At 55.3% G+C, this 21,097-nt stretch carries 25 protein-coding genes; 13 read left to right on the top strand and 12 right to left on the bottom strand.

The window, feature by feature from the left end; translation table 11 throughout:
* The first annotated feature begins 2 nt into the window (after nt 1-2).
* The gene (locus BM352_RS03475; RefSeq protein ID WP_245780902.1) at nt 3-2,069 is read left to right on the top strand and encodes a response regulator; all 2,067 of its coding nucleotides are present in this window, start codon (nt 3-5) and stop codon (nt 2,067-2,069) included.
* On the opposite strand, the gene BM352_RS03470 is transcribed toward BM352_RS03475, so the two are convergent.
* A complete protein-coding gene (locus BM352_RS03470; protein ID WP_090212567.1) occupies nt 2,060-3,058 on the bottom strand; it encodes an asparaginase in 999 nt (332 codons plus the stop codon). The two genes, BM352_RS03475 and BM352_RS03470, sit on opposite strands and share 10 nt — an antisense overlap.
* Nucleotides 3,059-3,225: 167 nt before the next feature.
* On the opposite strand from BM352_RS03470, the gene BM352_RS03465 reads away from it, so the two are divergent.
* From BM352_RS03465 to rlmN, 3 genes are all read left to right on the top strand, one after another.
* Nucleotides 3,226-3,756: an invasion associated locus B family protein gene (locus BM352_RS03465; RefSeq protein WP_090212564.1), complete on the top strand. Its 531-nt coding sequence runs from the start codon at nt 3,226-3,228 to the stop codon at nt 3,754-3,756.
* Between the two features lie 96 nt (nt 3,757-3,852).
* Nucleotides 3,853-4,470 carry a Hint domain-containing protein gene (locus BM352_RS03460; protein WP_090212561.1) on the top strand — a complete coding sequence of 206 codons (618 nt, stop codon included), beginning with the start codon at nt 3,853-3,855 and terminating at the stop codon, nt 4,468-4,470.
* Nucleotides 4,471-4,511: 41 nt separating this feature from the next.
* Nucleotides 4,512-5,702: a dual-specificity RNA methyltransferase RlmN gene (gene rlmN / locus BM352_RS03455; RefSeq protein ID WP_090212558.1), complete on the top strand. Its 1,191-nt coding sequence runs from the start codon at nt 4,512-4,514 to the stop codon at nt 5,700-5,702.
* 84 nt (nt 5,703-5,786) lie between these two features.
* Here rlmN and BM352_RS18905 read toward each other — a convergent pair whose 3' ends face one another.
* Both BM352_RS18905 and BM352_RS03445 read right to left on the bottom strand, forming a co-directional pair.
* Nucleotides 5,787-5,963, bottom strand: coding sequence for a hypothetical protein (locus BM352_RS18905; protein WP_090212556.1), 177 nt, complete (start codon nt 5,961-5,963; stop codon nt 5,787-5,789).
* A 156-nt stretch (nt 5,964-6,119) separates the two neighbouring features.
* A complete protein-coding gene (locus tag BM352_RS03445; protein WP_090212554.1) occupies nt 6,120-6,722 on the bottom strand; it encodes a L,D-transpeptidase in 603 nt (200 codons plus the stop codon).
* A 159-nt stretch (nt 6,723-6,881) separates the two neighbouring features.
* Between BM352_RS03445 and dalA the strand changes: the two genes are divergently transcribed.
* The gene (gene dalA / locus BM352_RS03440; RefSeq protein WP_090212549.1) at nt 6,882-7,391 is read left to right on the top strand and encodes a divisome-associated lipoprotein DalA; all 510 of its coding nucleotides are present in this window, start codon (nt 6,882-6,884) and stop codon (nt 7,389-7,391) included.
* Between the two features lie 10 nt (nt 7,392-7,401).
* Here dalA and BM352_RS03435 read toward each other — a convergent pair whose 3' ends face one another.
* From BM352_RS03435 to BM352_RS03410, 6 genes are all read right to left on the bottom strand, one after another.
* On the bottom strand, nt 7,402-7,899 hold the full coding sequence (locus tag BM352_RS03435; protein WP_090212545.1) for a L,D-transpeptidase family protein: 498 nt from the start codon (nt 7,897-7,899) through the stop codon (nt 7,402-7,404).
* Nucleotides 7,900-7,970: 71 nt separating this feature from the next.
* Nucleotides 7,971-8,843, bottom strand: coding sequence for an SDR family oxidoreductase (locus BM352_RS03430; RefSeq protein WP_090212543.1), 873 nt, complete (start codon nt 8,841-8,843; stop codon nt 7,971-7,973).
* Nucleotides 8,840-9,868 carry a tRNA epoxyqueuosine(34) reductase QueG gene (gene queG / locus BM352_RS03425; protein ID WP_090212540.1) on the bottom strand — a complete coding sequence of 343 codons (1,029 nt, stop codon included), beginning with the start codon at nt 9,866-9,868 and terminating at the stop codon, nt 8,840-8,842. The genes BM352_RS03430 and queG overlap by 4 nt, the downstream gene beginning before the upstream one ends.
* On the bottom strand, nt 9,865-10,530 hold the full coding sequence (fzlA, locus tag BM352_RS03420; protein ID WP_090212538.1) for an FtsZ-binding protein FzlA: 666 nt from the start codon (nt 10,528-10,530) through the stop codon (nt 9,865-9,867). Before fzlA ends, queG begins: the two co-directional genes overlap by 4 nt.
* A gap of 57 nt (nt 10,531-10,587) precedes the next feature.
* Nucleotides 10,588-11,337, bottom strand: coding sequence for a monofunctional biosynthetic peptidoglycan transglycosylase (gene mtgA / locus BM352_RS03415; RefSeq protein WP_090212535.1), 750 nt, complete (start codon nt 11,335-11,337; stop codon nt 10,588-10,590).
* Nucleotides 11,338-11,426: 89 nt separating this feature from the next.
* Nucleotides 11,427-11,696: an I78 family peptidase inhibitor gene (locus BM352_RS03410; RefSeq protein ID WP_090212531.1), complete on the bottom strand. Its 270-nt coding sequence runs from the start codon at nt 11,694-11,696 to the stop codon at nt 11,427-11,429.
* 105 nt (nt 11,697-11,801) lie between these two features.
* On the opposite strand from BM352_RS03410, the gene BM352_RS03405 reads away from it, so the two are divergent.
* Together BM352_RS03405 and BM352_RS03400 are read left to right on the top strand one after the other, a co-directional pair.
* Complete coding sequence (locus tag BM352_RS03405; RefSeq protein WP_090219812.1) at nt 11,802-12,914, top strand: S-(hydroxymethyl)glutathione dehydrogenase/class III alcohol dehydrogenase; 1,113 nt, start codon at nt 11,802-11,804, stop codon at nt 12,912-12,914.
* Nucleotides 12,914-13,630, top strand: coding sequence for an NYN domain-containing protein (locus BM352_RS03400; protein ID WP_090212528.1), 717 nt, complete (start codon nt 12,914-12,916; stop codon nt 13,628-13,630). The genes BM352_RS03405 and BM352_RS03400 overlap by 1 nt, the downstream gene beginning before the upstream one ends.
* On the opposite strand, the gene BM352_RS03395 is transcribed toward BM352_RS03400, so the two are convergent.
* Entirely contained in the window at nt 13,627-14,244 is a 618-nt protein-coding gene (locus tag BM352_RS03395) for a TetR/AcrR family transcriptional regulator (RefSeq protein WP_090212526.1), read from the bottom strand. The two genes, BM352_RS03400 and BM352_RS03395, sit on opposite strands and share 4 nt — an antisense overlap.
* A gap of 123 nt (nt 14,245-14,367) precedes the next feature.
* Nucleotides 14,368-14,634, bottom strand: a complete 267-nt coding sequence (locus BM352_RS03390; protein WP_090212523.1) for a hypothetical protein — start codon at nt 14,632-14,634, stop codon at nt 14,368-14,370.
* A gap of 163 nt (nt 14,635-14,797) precedes the next feature.
* Between BM352_RS03390 and mbfA the strand changes: the two genes are divergently transcribed.
* From mbfA to BM352_RS03360, 6 genes are read left to right on the top strand one after another with little or no spacing between them, the layout of a single operon-like run.
* A complete protein-coding gene (gene mbfA / locus BM352_RS03385) occupies nt 14,798-15,772 on the top strand; it encodes an iron exporter MbfA (protein ID WP_090212520.1) in 975 nt (324 codons plus the stop codon).
* Between the two features lie 42 nt (nt 15,773-15,814).
* Nucleotides 15,815-16,738: an AEC family transporter gene (locus BM352_RS03380; RefSeq protein ID WP_090212518.1), complete on the top strand. Its 924-nt coding sequence runs from the start codon at nt 15,815-15,817 to the stop codon at nt 16,736-16,738.
* Nucleotides 16,739-16,748: 10 nt separating this feature from the next.
* Complete coding sequence (gene fghA / locus BM352_RS03375; protein ID WP_090212516.1) at nt 16,749-17,579, top strand: S-formylglutathione hydrolase; 831 nt, start codon at nt 16,749-16,751, stop codon at nt 17,577-17,579.
* Nucleotides 17,576-18,196 carry an HAD family hydrolase gene (locus BM352_RS03370; protein ID WP_090212513.1) on the top strand — a complete coding sequence of 207 codons (621 nt, stop codon included), beginning with the start codon at nt 17,576-17,578 and terminating at the stop codon, nt 18,194-18,196. The genes fghA and BM352_RS03370 overlap by 4 nt, the downstream gene beginning before the upstream one ends.
* Nucleotides 18,193-19,101, top strand: a complete 909-nt coding sequence (locus BM352_RS03365; protein ID WP_090212510.1) for an ornithine cyclodeaminase family protein — start codon at nt 18,193-18,195, stop codon at nt 19,099-19,101. Before BM352_RS03370 ends, BM352_RS03365 begins: the two co-directional genes overlap by 4 nt.
* Nucleotides 19,086-19,871, top strand: a complete 786-nt coding sequence (locus tag BM352_RS03360; RefSeq protein WP_217642978.1) for a phytanoyl-CoA dioxygenase family protein — start codon at nt 19,086-19,088, stop codon at nt 19,869-19,871. Before BM352_RS03365 ends, BM352_RS03360 begins: the two co-directional genes overlap by 16 nt.
* Here BM352_RS03360 and BM352_RS03355 read toward each other — a convergent pair.
* A complete protein-coding gene (locus BM352_RS03355) occupies nt 19,859-21,097 on the bottom strand; it encodes an MFS transporter (RefSeq protein WP_090212506.1) in 1,239 nt (412 codons plus the stop codon). The genes BM352_RS03360 and BM352_RS03355 overlap by 13 nt on opposite strands.

Here is a 21,097-nt window from a genome sequence, read left to right as displayed (position 1 = left end):
TGTTGGAACAAAAGCAGGCAGAGTTAACCGCCGCAAACCGCAAGTTGTCAGCTCATGCTCTGGATTTGTCCGGTCAGATTGTTGACCAACGACGCGTCGTTCAAGAGTTGGAGGGGCAGAACACGCGCGTCGTCAAAGATCTTGCCGCCGCTAACCACAAGGTTGTTGCAGTTGAGCGCCTGCTTTGGGACGCTATCGATACCATTCGCGACGGCTTTGCGCTCTTCGATGCCAAGCTCAACCTCATCGCCGCCAACCCACCCTATTTGGCTGCGTTTGAAGGGGCGGGCGCGGTTGGACCCGGTACAAACTATGCCTCCATACTTGATCTTTGTATCGACGAAGGGATCGTGGACCTGCACGGGCAGGCTCCCGAAGACTGGTATGACATGATGCTCGGTCGCTGGGCGCTCGAGCAGATCGAGCCGGTCACGGTCAGATTCTGGAACGGCGTTTACGTCAAGATGATGGACCGTCGGACCTCTGATGGTGGCGTTGTTTCCATGGTGCTCAACATTACAGAAAACATCTTGCGCGAAGATGAATTGCGTGACGCACGGGACAAAGCGCAAGCCGCTGATCGCGCCAAATCTGCGTTCCTTGCAAAGATGAGCCATGAGCTCCGCACGCCCATGAACGGTGTCGTAGGGATGGCGGATTTGCTGCTTGAGAACGGGTTGGACGAAGAAAGCACGCTCTATGCCCAAACGATACGCAACTCGGGCGAGGCGTTGTTGGACATTATCAACGACGTTCTGGATTTCTCCAAAATCGAGGCCGACAAGATCCAGCTTAAACCTCAGCCCTTTGACTTGGAACGCTTGGTACAAGATGTTGGCCTTATCGTTGACCCGACCGTTCAACAGAAAGGTCTCGATTTTCAGATCGATTACGATCAGTTTCTACCAACCGAATTTATCGGCGACCCCGGCCGGATTCGTCAGATACTGACCAACCTTGTGGGCAACGCGGTCAAGTTCATCGAAGCGGGATACGTCATGGTGCGCATCGTCGGGATGACCGATCCAGATGCGCAAACTTGCCAACTCCACTTCACTGTTGAGGACAGCGGTCTGGGTGTGGACGAAGGGATGGTCGACCACATCTTTGGCGAATTCAACCAGATCGAAGACGAAGCAAATCGCAAGTATGAGGGCACTGGGCTAGGCCTTGCCATCACACGAAAGCTAGTCGAGCAGATGGGCGGAGATGTCTGGCTTAGCAGCGTAAAGGGTGACGGCGCGTGCTTCGGATTCAAGATCACCTTGCCGTTGGTGTCAGAGGCGGAAGCAACGTCCAACATGGTGCCAGACGGTTTTGAGAAAGTCATCGTGATCGAGCCCAACGCGATGGATCTGGATATACTTACCCGCCAGATGGCTCTGCTTGGCCTGCCAATCATTGCGCTGCCCAACGCGATGGCCGCGACCACCCAATCTGCACCGGACGTCATATTCATTGGTCATCATCGTGAATTTTGCGACGGTAATTCTGCCATTGATCTATTGAGAAACACTTTTCCAAAGACCCCGATCGTCGCGATGGTAGCACCTGCTGATCCTGTGAAGGTGCCGGACACTGTTGCGACACTCCAAAAACCGTTCCATCGACAGGACCTTTTCGACTGCCTGAACAAGGCTGCACAAGGGGCACCACCAGACTCCCAGATACGTCGTCTGCAAATCCTTGCAGCTGAGGACAACAGAACAAACCAGTTGGTGTTTCGGAAGATGCTTAAGGATGTGTCAGTAGATTTGACTTTGGCAGTCAACGGCCTTGAGGCGGTAGCAGAGTTTGAGAAAGGCAGGTTTGATGTCGTTTTTATGGACATTTCGATGCCTGAAATGGACGGTATGGAAGCCAGCCGCAGAATCCGGCAGATTGAGCAATCTCGCGGATCAGTGCCGGTCCCGATTATTGCCATGACGGCCCATGCGATGAAGGGCGATGAGGAACGGATCAGGAAAGCTGGGCTAAGCCACTACTTAACAAAGCCTTTGAAGAAGCCCAAAATTCATGAATTGATATCAGAGCTGGCCCCGCCGGACACTGACCCATTTCAGAGTTGAATAAAGTCGGGACTCAGTCGCATGTGGCCTGTGTTCAGACCGTTCCGATTCAGGATTGGCCCATGCAACCGCTTGCGTGCCATCGGGTGATTGGCGTCCAATGCCCCATATTTCACCAAAAGACCTGCAATCGCTGCTTCCGCAGCGCGGGTCCCGCCATCTGCAATTTTCAACGCCATCCCGAGACCTTGTTCAGGCAGGATTGCGACGTATACAGCCTCGGCGCCGGTCTTGATTGCGACCTTGCCGTTCATCGCCCGCATCAATTCAGTACAGGCGCCGCCCTCTCCAGCAACGAGCTCGGGATGCGTGCGCATGGCGTTGACCAACCTTTCCGATGCTTGCGCCCGTGCTCCCTTGACCGTGGGTTTCGCCATACGCGCCATCGCGCGGGCTAAGCCGGTCACCGAGGTCGAGAAGTTCGGCGCGGAACACCCATCGATTCCATAGAACTCCGCATCTTCGCCCGTCATTTCCTCAAAGGCTGAACGTGCTGCGCGCTGAACGGGGTGGTCGACCTGCGTGTACTCTGAACCCGCGCCCAAATGCTTGGTCAGCGTAAGGAAGCCGCTGTGTTTACCTGAACAATTGTTGTGGATTTGGCAGGGCTGCTTTCCTGCACGCACCAACGCCTCATGAGCGTCTTTGTCGGACGGTTTTTGCGGACCGCATCGGAAATCCGACACCGAAAGTCCCAGATCATTCAGCCAAACCTGCACGCGATCCGTGTGGATCGCCGCACCTTTGTGCGATGCGCAGGACAGCGCCAGTTGCTCAGAGGTCAAACCAAAGGCATCAGCAGCACCACTTTCGACAAGCGGAAGCGCCTGAAGCATCTTGCAGGACGAGCGGGGGTAGATCACCTTTTCGTCATCACCCCATGCTTCAACCACTTGACCACTGGAGTCGCACACGACCGCATGTCCCAGATGTTGTGATTCAAGAAGGTCGCCCCGCCAGATTTCGACCATAGGGATGGGTTGTGTCATAGACGCCTCCTTCAAAAGCGAAAATCCGCCAACAGGCCTTCCCCAACACATGCATTCTGGGCTATCGTTTTGCAATCGAGATAATAATATGCTGTGTCGGCATAAGTTGAATCCGCTAAGGATCGTTCGACGCACAAGAGGCAGAAACAGCTGGAGCTGTGAGATACATGAAAAAGATGCTGCAAGGCATAGCCGTAAGCGCGGCTTTCGTTTTGGCCACAGGCCCCCTTTCCGCTCAGGAACAGTCGACCAACCGCGTTGCGTCCAAGACGGACTGGAGCGTGTTCGTGGAAGACAACCCGACCCAATGCTGGATCGTATCTAGCCCGAAGGAAGTCGTGAACACCAAGGGCGGCCGCGTTGTGGCGGTGACTCGTGGCGATACGCTGATGTTCGTCAGCTACTGGCCCGGCGCAGGTAAACTCGGCGAAGTGTCCTTCACTGGCGGCTACCCCTATCCCGACGGGGCGACGGTGAGCTTGAAGATTGGTGACAGCCAATTTGAACTTTTCACCAGCAACGAAACGGCTTGGGCACCCACACCTGCGGATGACAACAAGATCATCTCAGCGATGAAGCGCGGCGCCGATGCCGTAATTACGGGCGTCTCCAAACGGGGCACGACCACTCAAGATACGTTCTCCCTGCTCGGTTTTACAGCTGCGCTGGAAGATGCCGCGAAACGCTGCGGCGGGTAATTTACTCAAAATTTCAGGGTTAAGGGATCGGCTGCCAAGGTTCCTTAACCCCCTTCAGACTAAGACCGGACAAATCCGGCCAACAGGCAGCACATAATGACCGTATCCATCAACACTGGTACTATCCGTCTTCCCCGTGAAAAAACGTCGGGCGCCGTTCGACTTTCGCCCGCGGGGCTTAGCGTCGGCACGCCTGTTATGACCAGTTCTGGCGAGCGCTGCATCGAAGATCTCAAATCAGGCGATCGCGTTCTGACCAAGGACCTTGGCATGCAAACGATCAAATGCGTGGCCTTCAGAGACGTCGATTTGTTGAAGTCGCCCTACAGCGCCCCCGTTCATATACCATCAGGAACCTTTGGTCAGGAACGGCCAGGTGCCGATATTTACCTTGCTCCAACACAACGCATCGCCCTTCGGCACCAAATGTTTGACGTGCTATTTTCCGCGCGGGAAGTGTTGGTATCGGCAAAAGACTTGATCGGTATCGGCGAAGTGCGTCAGATCGAAGGCTTGCGCGGCGTGACCTATGTCTCACTTGGGTTTCTGCAGAGTCATCTTTTATATTGCGGCAATCTTGCTGTTGATTTGGGGCCCAAAGGCCAATCAACATCGCGCCCGTCACTTTCGGCTGAAGAAGCGCGTCTTGCATGTAGCCTAGTGCGGCCCCTAGTAGCGCAGGTTCACCAAGCCGCCGGTTTCCCTTTGCACTAATTTAGTGTATCCGACGGCCTTCTGTTAACGTGAGGCCCACGATGACCGCCAACGCTCCGATCACACAAGATCTGCTCACCATTCCGCGCAAGCTTCCAGAAAGCGACCGCGTCAATTTGATTGGCCTCACCCGTGACGGGCTGAGGGATGCGTTGATTGCAGCCGGAACTCCCGAAAAGCAGGCCAAGATGCGGACCGGACAGGTCTGGCAGTGGCTGTACCAGAAGGGCGTGCGCGATTTCGACAGCATGACCAATCTCGCCAAGGACTACCGCGCACTCCTTGCGGAGAAGTTCGAAATTGCCCTTCCCGAAGTTGTCACCCGACAAGTCAGTGAAGACGGGACCCGCAAGTACTTGGTTCGTATTGCGGGCGGTCATGAGGTCGAGGTGGTTTACATCCCCGAGGATGGGCGCGGTACGCTTTGCATTTCCAGCCAAGTCGGATGCACGCTTACCTGTTCTTTCTGTCACACTGGAACGCAAAAGTTGGTCCGCAACCTGACCGCTGGCGAGATCATCGGTCAAGTTATGTTGGCACGCGACGATCTGGGCGAGTGGCCCGAACCCGGACGTCACCCGAAGGACGAGGCGCGCCTTCTTTCCAACATCGTGCTGATGGGTATGGGTGAGCCACTTTATAATTTTGACAATGTGCGGGACGCGATGAAGATCGCGATGGATCCTGAGGGCATCAGTTTGTCTCGCCGTCGGATTACGCTGTCGACTTCAGGTGTCGTGCCTGAAATTGCAAAGACGGCCGAAGAAATCGGATGCCTACTGGCGATCTCCTTCCATGCGACGACAGATGACGTGCGCGACAAGCTCGTTCCGATCAACAAGCGTTGGAACATTGAAGAGCTGCTTGGGGTCTTGCGCAGCTATCCCAAGGTGTCCAACAGCGAGCGGATTACCTTCGAGTATGTTATGCTTAAGGACGTCAATGACAGCGACGACGATGCGCGGCGCCTGATCCAACTGATCAAAGGCATTCCGGCCAAGATTAACCTGATTCCGTTCAATGAATGGCCCGGCGCGCCATATCAGCGTTCGGATTGGAAGCGTATCAAGGCGTTTGCCGACATCATTTACAAAGCTGGCTATGCGTCACCGATCCGCACCCCGCGTGGAGAGGACATCATGGCAGCATGTGGCCAGCTGAAATCCGCAACAGAACGTGAGCGCAAATCTCGCAAGCAGATCGCTTCCGAGGCTGGCCTTTCAAACGAATAAGGGGCGCCTTCACGGCACCCCCCAGACGCAGAAAAGGCGCTCGATTGCTCGAACGCCCTTTCCAGAATTCGGAAATCCGTGCGCTTAGGAAGCGGCTGCAGCAGCCAAAACCAGGAACAGCAGTGGGATCAGAACGCCGCCAGCGGAAGAAGAAGTTTCTTCAACGATTACAGGCTCTTCGATGATTGGGTCGGAAAGACCACCAGCGAAAGCAGAAGAAGCGGCTGCAGTGAAAACTGCTGCAAGTACGATTTTTTTCATCTCTATATATCCTTCCAAGATACGCCCGCTGGACCCAGACTATCCGGTCCATCCACAGGCACCCAAGACAGTATCTCGTTCCATCGTATAACCAACAATGTTCGCTTAACACAATGGGCCGATCGGCAGGGTCAGATTTAACGATTCAGAATGTCGTCAAATTAGCAACACTTGTGTGCCTACTTTAGCTTTCCCGAAAACCTCAGCGATGTGTTCATTGAACAAACCGATGCATCCGTTGGACGAACGCCGCCCGATCTTACGCGTGTCGTGCGTGCCGTGAATGCGGTAATAGGTCCAACCAAGATACAACGCATGTGTCCCCAACGGGTTATCTGGGCCTGCCGGGACAAAGTCCGGCCACTCTGGGTTGCGCTTCTTCATGGCAGGCGTAGGGCTCCAAGTTGGGCCGTCGACCTTGCGGATAATGCTGGTACGACCACGACGAGTGAGATCTTCGGAAAGCGGAACAGACGACGGATACAGGCTGTAATTGCCGTCTTCCGTCCACATGTGCAGGGCGCGACTGTCAATATCGACAAGAATCGCGCCTTTGCTCAGGTTACTAAAATACGGCTGCCATTCCAAAGAGCGGAAGCTTGACGCGTTGCGGCGCACGACTTCGGTCAAATCGCGGTCACCTTCGGTCGTATCAGCGCCGTTCTGCGCAAATGCCGGCATTGCTAACCCAGTGGTAGCTGCACCAGCAGTCAGCAAGAAACCACGGCGACTAATGCCAGTGAAATTGTTATTTCTCATGGATCATACCCTCCTTGAGTAAGTCTTCGTCCCATTATTATGGCGAGAATGCCTCAATCACAAATCAAACCATGATGTGATCGGCCATTTTCCACCACCGTGTTTGAACAGACCCACTGTTCGGTTTAAGCAGTGACAAATTTCTAAGGAATACTTGGTATGGCAAGACTGCTCCTCATCCTCATTTCAGCGTTTTTTGCGCTATCAGCTTGTACTCCCACTGGTCCGTCGGTCGGACCGGACGGCAAGCCGCTCCCGCGGGTCTACCGGATCAAAGCCACAGATACGGCTAAAATTCAGTTCCGCGTACTCGATTCTGTTAACGCTTTGCGCGTTGCAGGCGGTAAGAATCCGCTGGAACTCGACAGCAAACTGACCGCTGCTGCCGCGACCCATTCACGCGACATGTCAGTTCAAAACCGCCCTTGGCACTTCGGGTCTGACGGCTCCTCGCCGCTCGATCGGGTTGCGCGGACCGGCTATGAGGGCGAAATGGTTGGCGAGAACATCTCCGAAACCTACGAAAACGAATCAGAAACCGTCGCCGCTTGGATGGAAAGCCCATCGACGCGCGATGTGATTCTGTCTCCACGCGCTCGCAAAATGGGCTTCTCGTGGTTCCAAGAGCCAAGCGGCAAAATCTGGTGGACCATGGTAACGGGCAGCTAAGGCTGCCCGCTTACGGGAAGATGTCGATGACAGTCCCGTTTTTCACCATCGCGTAAAGCAGACGCATCTCTTTGTTCCTGATGGCGATGCACCCGGCGGTCCAATCTGGCCCGCGTCTTCCGGATTTATTCGCCTCTCCATGAATGAAGATGTCGCCGCCGGGGGACTTGCCAATAGACTGCGCATAGGCGCGATCTGCTGTATTCGGATAGGAAATGCCAAGCGACAGATAGAACGAACTGTTCGGGTTGCGCCGGTCAATCGTGTAGCGCCCTTCCGGCGTCCGCCCGTCACCTTCAACACGTTTGTGCCCTTCGGCGCCAAAGCCAAGATCGACCTTATAGGTCTTCAACACGCGGTTTCCGCTGAACACCTTAAGAGTCCGCTGCCCTTTATGGACCTCGAGCTTGGTCACCTGCGGTCCGTTATACGTGATAAATTTAGACGAGCACGCTGACAGGATCAGCAGAGAGGCCAGAACCAGGCCCCGAAAAAGCACCGAACGCATATGAGTTACCATCCCATTTTTGCGTGACTATACCCAAAAACAGACGCGACAGGAATCCACTTTTTTAAGCGTCACACGGATGTGTCTTCAGCGCCCAACAGAGCCTGAAGTCCCGATTTGTAGTCAGGGTAGTGCAACTTGACCCCTAATTCTGACTTGATGCGATCGTTTCGCACACGCTTGGATTCAGCATAAAAGCTCCGCGCCATTGGCGACATTTCAGCCGTCTCAAAGTTCACCTCTTCAGGCATTGGCAGTCCAAGAAGCTGGGCCGCATAGCCGATCACGTCCTGCGGCGGAGCCGCTTTATTGTCGCACACGTTATAAACGGCGCCTGCGTTCGGCTGACGAATGGAAGCTGCCAAGACCTGCGCGATGTCGTCCACATGTATTCGGCTGAAGACCTGCCCTTGTTTCACGATCCGTCGCGCTGTGCCATTGCGCACCTTCGCAAACGGACCGCGATCCGGACCATAGATTCCCGCCAACCGGAAAATATGGAGCGGCAAACCAGATTCTTTAGCGAGCTTTTGCCATTCCGTTTCGGCCTCTACCCTATAACGACCACGTTTGGTGGACGGGGTTAGCGGCGACGCCTCATCAACCCATCCGCCTTGATGATCCCCGTAAACACCGGTTGTGGACAGATAGCCGACCCATTCCAGATCCTTGGCATGAGTGGCAAGCAGCGGGCGAGCGGCATTTAACAGCGGGTCGCCGCTTTCATCTGGGCCAGCAGATACAAGAAGATGTGTCGCCTCCGAAATTTGGTCCGATAAATCCTCGCCCGGCCAGATGATGGGTTGCACACCTTGGGTCTGAAATTTCTCTGCCTTTTCGTCAGAACGCGTTGTTCCAGCAATCGTCCAACCCTGCGGTAGGAGCAAACGCGTTAGCGCTTGTGCTGAATAGCCATGACCAACGCTCAAAAGGTGAGGCACTATATCAACCTTTCAACGGCCCAGCGCGCCGCGTCAGCAACGGTCGGGTCACGATCATCTGAGAGATTGCGCGCCGCGTCAATCAGCTCTGGCCTTTGGGAGTTGCCAATCGCGTAGAGAACGTTGCGCACGAAACGATCCCGACCAATCCGTTTGATCGGCGAGCCGGAAAACCGCTCACGAAACGCAGTGTCGGTCAGCTGAGACAGCTCTTCGAGATATGGCGCGCGCAGGTCGTCTCGCGCAGCATATCGGACTTCCTGTGCATCTTGTGCAAATTTGTTCCACGGGCAGACCGCCAAACAGTCGTCGCACCCATAGATGCGATTGCCAAGCTTGCTGCGGAGTTCCAGATCAACAGGGCCTTTGTGCTCGATGGTCAGGTATGAGATGCAGCGGCGAGCGTCGAGCTGGAATGGGGCAGGGAAGGCGCTGGTCGGACAGATGTCCAGGCACGCGCGACAGCTCCCGCAATTGTCAGTTTGCGCCGTATCAGGGTCTATTTCAACAGTAGTGAATATCGCCCCAAGGAAAAACCAGTTGCCCAGATCACGAGCTAAAAGGTTCGTATGTTTTCCCTGCCAACCAAGGCCTGCGGCTTGTGCCAATGGCTTTTCCATAACTGGGGCGGTGTCGACAAAAACCTTTATCTCCGCACCTTCAGCCTGATCGATCAGCCATCGGCCAACCCGTTTCAACCGTTTCTTGACCATATCATGGTAGTCGCGGTTTTGTGCGTAGACCGAGATCGCGGCCCTATCGCGCAGTTTCAGGCTCTCAAGGGGATCGTGGTCCGGCGTGTAAACTTCGGCCAGCATTATGACCGACCGCGCCTCAGGCCACAGTGCGGATGGATTGCCGCGCCAAGTCATGCGTTCCGACATCCACGCCATTTGGCCGTGCAGCCCTTTTTCCACAAATGCCGCCAGCCGCTCCGGAGCTTCGGGAATGGCGTCCGGCTTGCAGACCCCCATTTTCGAGAAACCCTCCGCAAGCGCTTGTGAACGCAGCCGGTCCTTTAAACTCAAAAATCCAAGTCCGAGTAGTGGGACGGCTGCGGGAAGCCCGGGACTTGGTCAGCGAGAATCGACCGGAAGGCAGGACGCGATTTTATTTTCGCATACCAGTCCTTCACATTGGCGTTCCGGTTCCAATCCACATCACGGATGTAGTCGAGACAGGAGAAATGGGCCGCCGCAGTAAAGTCCGCGAGACTTAGTTGATCACCGCCCAACCAACGCCGTTGATCCAGCAGCCAACCCATATAGTCGATGTGATATTTTATCTTCTGCGCACCAAGCTTCACATTCCGGCTTTCCGGATAGCCTTGCCCCATGATCTTCTTGTTTACCCGTTCGTAAAGCAGCTTCGACGTGACTTCCTGATGGAACTTGTCGTCGAACCAGAACACAAGACGGCGCACCTCGGCGCGGTCTTCTGGCTTCTTCGGAAGCAGAGCCGGCTCTGGAATGACCTCTTCAAGATACTCGCAGATCGCCTGACTCTCGCTCAGGGTTTGGCTGTCAATCTTCAGGATCGGAACCTTACCAGCGGGATTGCGCTGCATGAAATCAGTGTTTTGTTCCCAGTAGCGCTCTTCGACCAATTCGATCTCGACCTTCTTTTCAGCCAATACGAGGCGCACCTTGCGGCAGAAAGGGGAGAGCGGGGCGTGATAGAGGCGGTTCATCGCAGTATCCAATGGGAGAAATCTGTCTGCCTGTCATGGCAACGTTACGCGGAATTTTCAACCATCGAAACACGCGTTGCGCCCATCCGCGCGGATCGTAGCCGCTCCGGAGGCGATCGAGCGCGCCCGTTTCTGCACGAATGCAGATGGCCGCTTGGCTGAGCGTTGTTTCGGGTTGGGTAGAATCGCTGCGAGCAAAGAAGCCTGACGGGGGCTTAGGTCTTTTGCATCAACACCAAAATACCAGGGCGCAGCCGCGCCGACACCGAATACGCCTTCATCGAACTCGGCAACATTCATATAGACCTCTAGAATCCGGCGCTTGGTCCAGACTGTTTCCATGACCGGCGTGATTGCGGCTTCTAGTGCCTTACGTGTCCAGTTTCGCCCATGCCATAGAAACACGTTCTTTACCGTTTGCTGGGAGATGGTAGAAGCTCCACGCCCGCCACCGTCCTCAAGAGCGTCGCGGATCGCGGCCATGTCGAAACCCCAGTGATTACAGAAATTTGCGTCTTCTGCTGCAACAATAGCATGGGGCATATGCGGCGAAATAGTCTCGAAATCGCGCCATTCGCGACGGGTTTCGTCCAACCGCCAGTTCTCTGACATGATGTAGGCTGTGCTTGGCGGGTTCACGAATGCATAGAAAACCACGACCAGCAGAATAATTAGAGCGACCGCCAACACCGCGCGCAGACCCCAGCGCAACGCCAAATAGGGCATGACGCCGATCCACCAAAAGATGGAGCGCTTCGGTTTTGCCTGTTTGATTGGCTTTTTGGGTGTCTTTGCTGCCTTCGCCATTTGAGCGTTCTACCCCGATTTAGGGTGCGGTCAAAGAGTTGGTGCGACAAAGGCGTTAGCCTGTCTTGCAACCTTACCCGCGAGGAAGGTCAGCGACATGTGACGCTGGAAACGAGACCAGAGCGGTCGACATCAATGGTCAAGCGATCGGGGCTGAAATCCATGGTGATCACATCGTCTGGCCGCAGCACTCGTGCCGTGCTCGGCAACTGCACCTCTTCCAGTGCCGTCGCCCTCTTCCCAAGAAGATAATAGTAATTCTCGGCCCCACAGCGCGGCTGGCCATCAAAATCAGCAGGATCAGAAAGCGGCGTGTCGCAAGCCGATAGCAGCAGGAGGATTGGAAAAAGGAATCGCATTTGTCGGGTTTAAGGCCTCGGGCTGTTTTGAGCAAATCTAAGGCGATTGATTTCGGCGTGACGATGCGCAAGGCTGGCGATCAAACGCCTAGAGAGGATCAAATTATGCGCACCAGAGCTGCAGTCGCCATCCAAGCCGGAAAACCGCTGGAAATCATGGAAGTAAACCTCGATGGACCTCGCGAGGGCGAAGTTTTGGTCGAGATGAAGGCCACGGGCATCTGTCATACGGACGAGTTCACCCTCTCAGGCGCTGATCCGGAAGGTTTATTTCCGGCCATTCTTGGCCATGAAGGTGCGGGGATCGTCGTCGATGTAGGACCCGGCGTAACAACCTTGAAGAAGGGGGATCACGTGATCCCGCTCTATACGCCCGAATGTCGCGAGTGCGAGTACTGCCTGAACCCAAAGACAAACCTGTGCCAATCGATCCGATCGACCCAAGGGCAGGGCTTAATGCCAGACGGGACGTCGCGGTTTTCAACACTCGATGGTGACCCGATCCTGCACTACATGGGGTGTTCGACATTCGCGAACCATTCCGTTCTGCCGGAAATCGCCTTGGCGAAAGTGCGTGAAGACGCCCCGTTTGATAAAATCTGTTACATCGGCTGTGGCGTCACTACTGGCATTGGGGCGGTAATCAACACCGCCAAAGTCGAGATCGGCTCCCGTGCGATTGTGTTTGGTCTTGGAGGCATCGGCCTGAACGTCATCCAAGGTTTACGCCTTGCCGGCGCCGACCAGATCGTTGGCGTGGACCTGAACCCGTCAAAGGTGGAGATGGCGACACGGTTCGGGATGACAGATTTCGTCAACCCAAGCGAGATTGACGGTGATCTGGTTGCCTACCTCGTTAACCTGACCAAGGGCGGCGCAGACTATACCTTTGACGCAACTGGCAACGTGGGTGTTATGCGAACCGCATTAGAGTCGGCCCATAAGGGCTGGGGCGAGTCTATCATCATTGGTGTTGCGCCCGCTGGTGCCGAGATTAGTACCCGCCCATTCCAGTTGGTGACGGGCCGCAGCTGGCGCGGCACGGCATTCGGTGGCGCGCGTGGTCGCACGGATGTGCCGAAGATTGTTGACTGGTACATGGACGGCAAGATCGAGATTGATCCGATGATTACCCACACCATGGGGCTGGATGACATCAACAAGGGATTCGATCTGATGCACGCAGGGGAATCCATCCGTTCGGTCGTAGTTTATTAATGGCCGACCGATCTCGGCCGCTTTACGCTGTTCTCATTGATGCGGACAACATTCCCGCCGACAACGCGGAAGTAATTCTCAAGGAGGTAACCGCTTTCGGGGAGCCCGCCTTGCGCCGAGTTTACGGCGACTGGTCCAGCGGGCAGTTGAAAAAGTGGTCTGAAAAGATCCGTGCCCTAGGGCTTGTTGCTCATCAGGAGACCGCCAACACCAAGGGCAAGAACGCGTCTGACATCGGGCTGGTGATCGACGCGATGGATATCTTGCACACCGGAAAGTTCGACGGTTTCGTGCTGGTGTCGTCTGACAGCGACTTCACCCGACTTGCTTCGCGTATTCGTGAGGAAGGGTTGGACGTCATTGGCATCGGTGAGAGGAAGGCCCCCGAGGCTCTTCGGAACGTCTGCAATCGCTTCATCCTTATCGAAAATTTGATTGACGAGCCGGAACCGGAACGCGGTGGCAGCCCAGCGCCCGCAGTAGGGAAAGAGAACCCGACAAAGGCGATTCCATTGATCCTGAGGGCAATGGATAAGATGAACACCGACGATGATTGGTATTCGCTTGGTGCGCTGGGTCAGTTCATCATGGCCGACAACCCTGACTTCGACACACGGACCTATGGCGAAAAGAAACTCAGCGACCTTATCCGAAAACTCAAAGCGCTTGAGACCCAGAAAGACGGCACACAGCTTAAGGTACGCCGCGCTGGTTAAGCGGCGTAGCGTGCCAGAAACATGTCGACGGCGCCGTTGATGACCCGGTCAATTTGAGCCTGTGTTGGCTTTTCGATGATGTTGAAGATCATTTTCACAAAAATTTCGGATTTGACCAGTTCCTGAAACTGCATCGCGGCGAGGCCGATGTCGTCGATCTTCAGTTCGCCACGCTCGCATGCGTGTTCAAAATAGACACTGAGTCTATCTTCAAGCAGCTTGGGTCCGGAGGCATAGAACTCGCGCCCCAATTCGGGAAACCGATCAGATTCCGCTACGCAAATACGGAAGATGCGCTGGGCAAAATTGGAGGTCAGAAACTCCATCATCTTGTGAGACATCGTTGTGAGCATCTCGCGAACGGGAATATCAGTGGCATCGACCTGCAACGCCCGATCGGCTTGAGAAGCGCATTCTTGCTTCGCGACCTCGACAAACAGCATGCGCTTGTCAGGGAAGTAGCTATAAAGCGTCGCCTTGGACACGCCAGCCTCGCGGGCAATCAAGTCGACACTTGCACCCTCGAATCCATGCGCCAGAAAAACGTCGCGCGCTCCAGCGATCACCTGATCGTATTTACGGCCGCGTTTGATTTCCGGAGTATTTCCGTCCAAGTGAGTGCCTCCCTGCCCTGATCATCTATTATAGACCATTCAGTTTAGTTTCGGCAACAACTGCCGAATGATTGAGGGCAGGCCCGAAGGCCCGCCCAAGTGCGCGACGTTAGGTAGGGGGAGCTACTCGTCGTGCGACAGCTTGCGTTTCACTAGGTCAGAACTGGCTAGCGTTCCGCAGGCATCCGATGTGACGTCACCGCCACGTTCAAGCTGGGTGCAGGTGTCGGGTTTTTTCAGCGAAGCGGGCACCACATCTTTGGAAACAGCGGCATCCTGCGCCGTGTAGGTGAGATGCGGCATGTAAACAAACGAGGCGCCCCCATCTGCCAGCGCAGGGCCAGCTAGGGCAAAAGAAGCGACGAGTGCTGCAGATTTGAGAATGTTCATTTTCTTATTCCTTCAAAAGTAAACCGTTCGGTTCATATTGAGACAACTAAACCGAGTCGTTTAGATATTCAAGTACTTTCTGAACTGATCAGTTTACTTTCATTGAACCTTGAACTGTTCGATATTTTGACTATTTTAGAATTATTCTAATTTAGAGGTCATCATGCTCCCGTCCGTCTCTTTTCGCCGCCGCTTCACTGATCTGAGCGAGCAAGAGGTTCTAGCCCTCGCCATTTCCTCCGAAGAAGATGACGCACGCATCTATCGAGGCTACGCAGAACGCCTGCGTGAAAGCTTTCCAGCAACCACCGAGATTTTTGAAAGCATGGCTGCGGAGGAAGACACCCACCGGCAGATGCTGATTGACCTGCACAAAAAGCGGTTTGGCGACGTCATTCCGCTTTTGCGCCGCGAGCATGTGGCAGGGTTTTATGCTCGCTCGCCGATCTGGCTGATCGAAAACCTCGGGCTCGAGAAAATCCGCGAACAAGCCGGCCAAATGGAACGAGACGCGCAGCGATTCTACGAACTTGCCGCGAAACGAACGACCGACGCAGACACGCGTAAGCTGCTTGGTGACCTAGCGGCGGCAGAGGCAAGTCACGAACAGAAGGCATCGGATCTGAACGCCCAGATTGACGGTGACGCACGAGAAACCGAAGACACAGAAGCGCATCGCCAGTTTGTGCTGACTTGGGTCCAACCCGGCTTGGCCGGGCTCATGGATGGCTCTGTCTCAACGCTTGCCCCGATCTTCGCGGCTGCGTTCGCCACGGGTAACACATGGGAAACCTTTCTCGTGGGTCTCGCCGCATCAGTCGGCGCGGGCATATCTATGGGCTTCACAGAAGCGGCCTCCGATGACGGGCAACTGTCTGGCCGTGGCTCGCCTTGGAAACGCGGTTTTGCCTCAGGTATCATGACCACCGTAGGCGGGTTGGGCCACGCGTTGCCGTATCTGATCACCGATTTTTGGACCGCGACGACAATCGCAGCCATCGTTGTGTTTATCGAATTGTGGGCCATAGCGTGGATCCAGAACCGCTTCATGGAAACTCCGTTCTTCCGTGCCGCGCTTCAGGTCGTCCTCGGCGGCGCACTCGTGCTGGCGGCTGGCGTGCTGATCGGCAGCGGCTAAGCCTCTGTTGCAACCCCCGAGACCGTGCTATCGGGGATTGCGATGCTGGAGATATTTCTGAAAACACTGCCCTTTTTCGCCATTATTGGCGTGGGTTATTGGGCCGGGAAAGTGAAGTTTTTCACCCCCGAGGCCACGGGATATCTGACGAAGTTCGTTTTCTATTTTGCCCTGTCAGCAATGCTGTTCCGGTTCTCTGCCAACCTTTCGATCGCCGAGATTTTGGATTGGACCTATATCATCTCGTATTTCTGGGCGACGGCCTTTGTTTACTTGATCGTAACCGCAGTGGCCTTGCTGCGCTGGCGGCCCATTGAGGAAGCCGCGATTGAGGCGCAATGTGGCGTCATCGGCAATGTCGGCTTCCTTGGGGTGCCAATGCTGGTGCTACTCATGGGAGAAGAGGCTATCGGACCTGTGATGTTGATCCTCGCCGTGGATCTCATCTTTTTCGGCAGCCTCGTGGTTATCCTGATCACCGGTTCGCGTGACGGCCGGATGTCTTTGGGGGTTCTGAAGACGGTTGGAATGGGCCTGCTCAAGAACCCGATGATTGTGTCAATTGTCCTTGGCTTCGGATGGTCTGCGTCAGCCGTTCCAATTCCAGTGCCCTTCAACGAATTTCTGTCCATCTTAGGGGGCGCGGCCACCCCTGGTGCGCTGTTCGCAATCGGTGCGTCGCTTGCCACAAAATCGGCAGAGCGGATGCAGGTTGCATCGTGGCTATCTTTCTCGAAGTTGGTATTGCATCCCGCAGCCGTCGCAATCTCTGCGCTTTGGCTGTTTCGGGTGGACCCGTATTCAGCATCAGTGATGGTCGCAGCCGCATCCTTGCCCGTTGCGGGCAATGTGTACATGATCGCGCAGCATTATGGGGTTGCCCCGACGCGGGTATCCGCCAGTATTCTTATATCTACCGCCGTCAGCATTCTGACCGTTTCGCTGGTTATCGGCTGGGTCAGCTAAAGGAGACCACATGGAAACGATTTCCGAGAACGCGTGTTTTGGCGGGATTCAAGGCGTCTACTCCCACCGCTCTGCCAGCTGTGATTGCGATATGACGTTTGGACTGTTCCTGCCAGCCGAAGCCCAAGACGGTCCAGTGCCCGTTCTTTGGTATTTGTCCGGTCTGACGTGCACTCATGAGAACGCCATGGTGAAAGCGGCCGCGCAAGGCTGGGCGGCTGAGCAAGGGATTGCCTTGATTTTCCCCGACACCTCGCCCCGCGGCGAAGCTATCGCGGATGACGAAGCCTACGATCTGGGCAAAGGCGCGGGGTTCTATGTCAACGCGACCAAGGCACCGTGGGCACCGCATTTCCAGATGTATGATTACATCACCAAAGACCTCACCGAGCTGGTGTTCGAAAAATTCGCGCTGGATGCATCGCGTCAGGCCATTACAGGGCATTCCATGGGCGGTCACGGCGCGCTTACAATTGCGATGCGCGAAGCTGGCCGGTTCTCTAGCGTCTCGGCCTTTTCTCCGATCTGCAACCCTAGCGGGTCCGATTGGGGTCGCAAGCAGTTTGAAGCCTATTTAGGCTCTGATGAGTCAAAATGGGCTGGTCACGACGCTAGCTTGTTAATGGCTGAACATGGCTTCGACGGGCCGGTGCTGATCGACACAGGAACCAAGGACCAATTCCTAGATCTGCTGAAACCCGAGATTTTGGCACAGGCCGCGGCCGCAAAGCGACAAGAAATGACGTTCCGTATGCAGCCCGGTTATGACCATTCCTACTTCTTCGTTTCCACCTTCATGGAAGACCACATCTCTTTCCACGCAGAGGCACTATACGCATGATCAAGGCAGTTATCTTCGACATCGGCAACGTGCTGCTCGAGTGGCAACCAGAACGCTTTTACGACAGTGCAATCGGTGAAGACCGACGCAAGGCGATGTTTGCCGAGGTCGATCTTCACGGGATGAACGACAAGGTCGATCTGGGCGCCCCGTTTAAAGAAACGATCTATGGCGCCGCAGAAAACTATCCGAAATGGCGCAACGAAATCCGTATGTGGCACGATCATTGGATCGAAATGGCGTCGCCTACGATTGACCATTCGGTGAAACTGCTGCGTGCCCTGCGCAGCAAGGGCATACCGGTTTTCGCCCTTTCCAACTTCGGGATTGGCAGCTTTGACTACGCTGAAACGGTGTATAGCTACCTCGGTGAATTCGACCGTCGATACATTTCCGGCCATATGCAGGTCATTAAGCCCGATCCGAAAATCTATCAGATGGTGGAAGACGATTGCGAGCTTGCGCCGGAATCACTGCTCTTTGCGGATGATCGCGCCGACAATATTGAAATGGCGCAGTCGCGCGGCTGGAAAACCCATTTGTTTGAGACCCCGCAAGGCTGGGCTGATTGTTTGGTCTTGCATGGCCTTCTTACTGCCGACGAGGCTTCTCCGTGACAATCAAAGTCATAGGTTTCGAGGACGGTGAAGCCGCTATCGGCTGGGACGGACTGACCGATGCGCTAGCGCGAGGGCACAAACTCCCGAAAGCCGAGATCGGCGACACGTTCCTTTACCGAGACCCAGATACGCTTTTGTCACGATCTGCGTGGATCGATGGATTGGGCCTCGCCGTCAAATCCGCGACTGTTTTTCCGGGAAACAAGGCCAATGGCCAATCCGCGATCAACGGCTCGGTCTCCATGTTTTCTGACGAAACTGGCGAACTGGAGGCAATCATAGACTTTCATCTGGTTACAAAATGGAAGACCGCAGGAGACAGTCTCTACGCCGCAAAACTGCTGGCCAACCCGAATCCAGATACCATTTTACTTGTGGGAACTGGGACGGTCGCGGGCAATATGATTGACGCCTATCGAAGTGTATTTCCAGACGCCAAATATGTCGTTTGGGGCAGGAATAGAGACTATGCCAAGGTCTTTGCCTCCACCCACGGTGCGACCAGTGTTGCAGAGCTGGAGGACGGCGTCAGGCAAGCGCAAATTATCTGCTCGGCAACCATGGCAACTGACCCGATTCTAAAGGGCGAGTGGCTGCAAGCTGGCCAACATCTTGACCTGATTGGCGCCTACCGACCTGATATGCGCGAAGTAGACGACGAGGCTCTGCAGCGCTCAAAAGTGTTTGCCGACAGTTTTGCGACGACACTGGATCATATCGGGGAATTAAAGATTCCCCTTGCCAGCGGTGCTATCAAACGGAGCGATGTCTTGGCAGATTTCTATACGCCAGAGGCCTTCAAGCGCGCGCCTGACGATATCACCATCTGCAAAAACGGTGGCGGTGCACATTTGGACTTGATGACGTGCCGCTACATTCTGGAAAAGTGGAACGCCAATTGATCACAGAGCAGCAGATCGAAGAATTCCAACGCGACGGGGCCGTCGTCGTGCGTGGTGTTTTCAAGGACTGGGTCGACATCATCGCTGCGGGAATCGAGCGCAACATCCGCGAGCCCGGTGAATACGCGTCAGAGAATGCCGTGACGCAAGGGCGCTTTTTTGATGATTACTGCAACTGGCACCGTATTCCTGAGTTCGAACAGATCATTCGTGAAAGCCCCGCCGCAGAGCTCGCCGCCCGCGCAATGGTTTCTAGGACTGCGCAAATCTTCCATGACCACGTTCTGGTGAAAGAGCCCAGCACGCCAAAACCAACCCCTTGGCATCAGGACGCGCCCTATTACTTCGTCGAAGGGTCGCAGACCGTCAGTCTTTGGATTCCGCTTGATCCTGTGCGCGAGGCCAGCCTGCGCTTCATTGCTGGCTCTCACAAATGGGATAAAATGGTCCGGCCGGTGTCTTGGGCCGATGACAGCGATTTCTATGCGTCCGACGACGAATGGATCGACGTGCCGAACCCGTCCGATGATGCGGTGCTAGAATGGCCAATGGAACCTGGCGACGCGGTCTTGTTTGACTATCGCACGGCGCATGGTGCGCGTGGGAACGAAACAACAAACCGCCGAAGGGCCTTGTCACTTCGGTTTGTCGGCGACGACGCAAGATATGTCGAACGCCCCGGCCGCACCTCGCCGCCCTTTCCGGGGCATGGAATGCAGGCAGGCGACAGGCTTCGTGAGGACTGGTTCCCTGTGGTTTACGCTGGCTGAGCGGACCACGGCTTCTCGCGCACCGGTAAATGCACAATCGCGCTGAACGCCCCGATACCGATGCCGATCCACCAGACCAATGTGTAGTCACCCGTAATGTCATAAAGTTTGCCCCCCAACCAAACGCCAAGGAATGACCCAAGTTGATGGGAGAAGAACACGATCCCGTAGAGTGTGCCCATGTAACGCAGCCCGTAAATATGGGCCACAAGTCCTGATGTGAGCGGCACCGTTGCAAGCCACAGGCTCCCCATTGCCAAGCTAAAGACAACGACCGTGGTCGGAGTCATGGGGGTCAGGATAAACAACGCCGCGACAATCGTCCGGCCAGTGTAAATCCCCGCGAGCAGATATTTTTTAGAGAACCGGTGCCCTAAGTAGCCTGCAAGGATTGTGCCGCCAATATTGGCCAAGCCAATCAGCGCTATGGCGAAGGCGCCTAACGCAGATGTCGAAGTGATCCCAAGCCCAGCCAGCAAGCCACCACTCGCGATTGGGCCGCACACCTCGGTGATGAAGGCCGGAAAATGGGCCGTGATGAAGCCCAGCTGATACCCACAGGAAAAGAACCCCAAAAAGATCATCGCAAAGGAAGGATCTTTGAACGCGCGCCTGAGTACGGTGCCTAGGCTGTCTTCCAATTCCGACCGTGTGGCCATCGGTGCCCGCATGAACGGCAGCGAAAAGAGCGACAGAAGTATGACCGCCGCGAAAATGACAAACACGGTTTGCCACGGAAAATGACCCAACAGGAACTCTGCGGCAAGCGGACCGAATACCTGACCGGCTGAACCTGCGGCTGTGGCAATCCCTAACGCCATCGACCTGTTATCGTCCGAAGCGGCGCGACCGACCATTGCAAGAATTACCCCGAACCCAGTGCCCGCGATACCGAAACCCACAAGGATCTCGTAAACCTGATGCTCTCCCGGCGTGATCGCGAAGGACGAGAGGACAAGGCCCACAGCGTAAAGCAACGCGCCGATAATAATCGCCCTACGGTCCCCCAGCTTTTCGGCAATCGCTCCGAAGATGGGCTGTCCGATACCCCAGGCAAGGTTCTGAATTGCGATCGCCAAGCTAAATTCAGCGCGCGGCCAGCCAAACTCCTGCGCAATCGGGATTTGAAACACGCCAAAGCTTGCCCGAATGGCGAAGCACAGCATCACAATAATGCTGCCGACGATTAGAACAGGGGTGAACAGTGGGGCGCGCGATTTTTCCAT

Source organism: Litoreibacter janthinus (genome assembly GCF_900111945.1).
Taxonomy (GTDB): domain Bacteria; phylum Pseudomonadota; class Alphaproteobacteria; order Rhodobacterales; family Rhodobacteraceae; genus Litoreibacter; species Litoreibacter janthinus.
The sequence above is the reverse complement of the archived record's forward strand: the minus strand, read 5'-3'. Positions and strand labels throughout refer to the sequence as shown.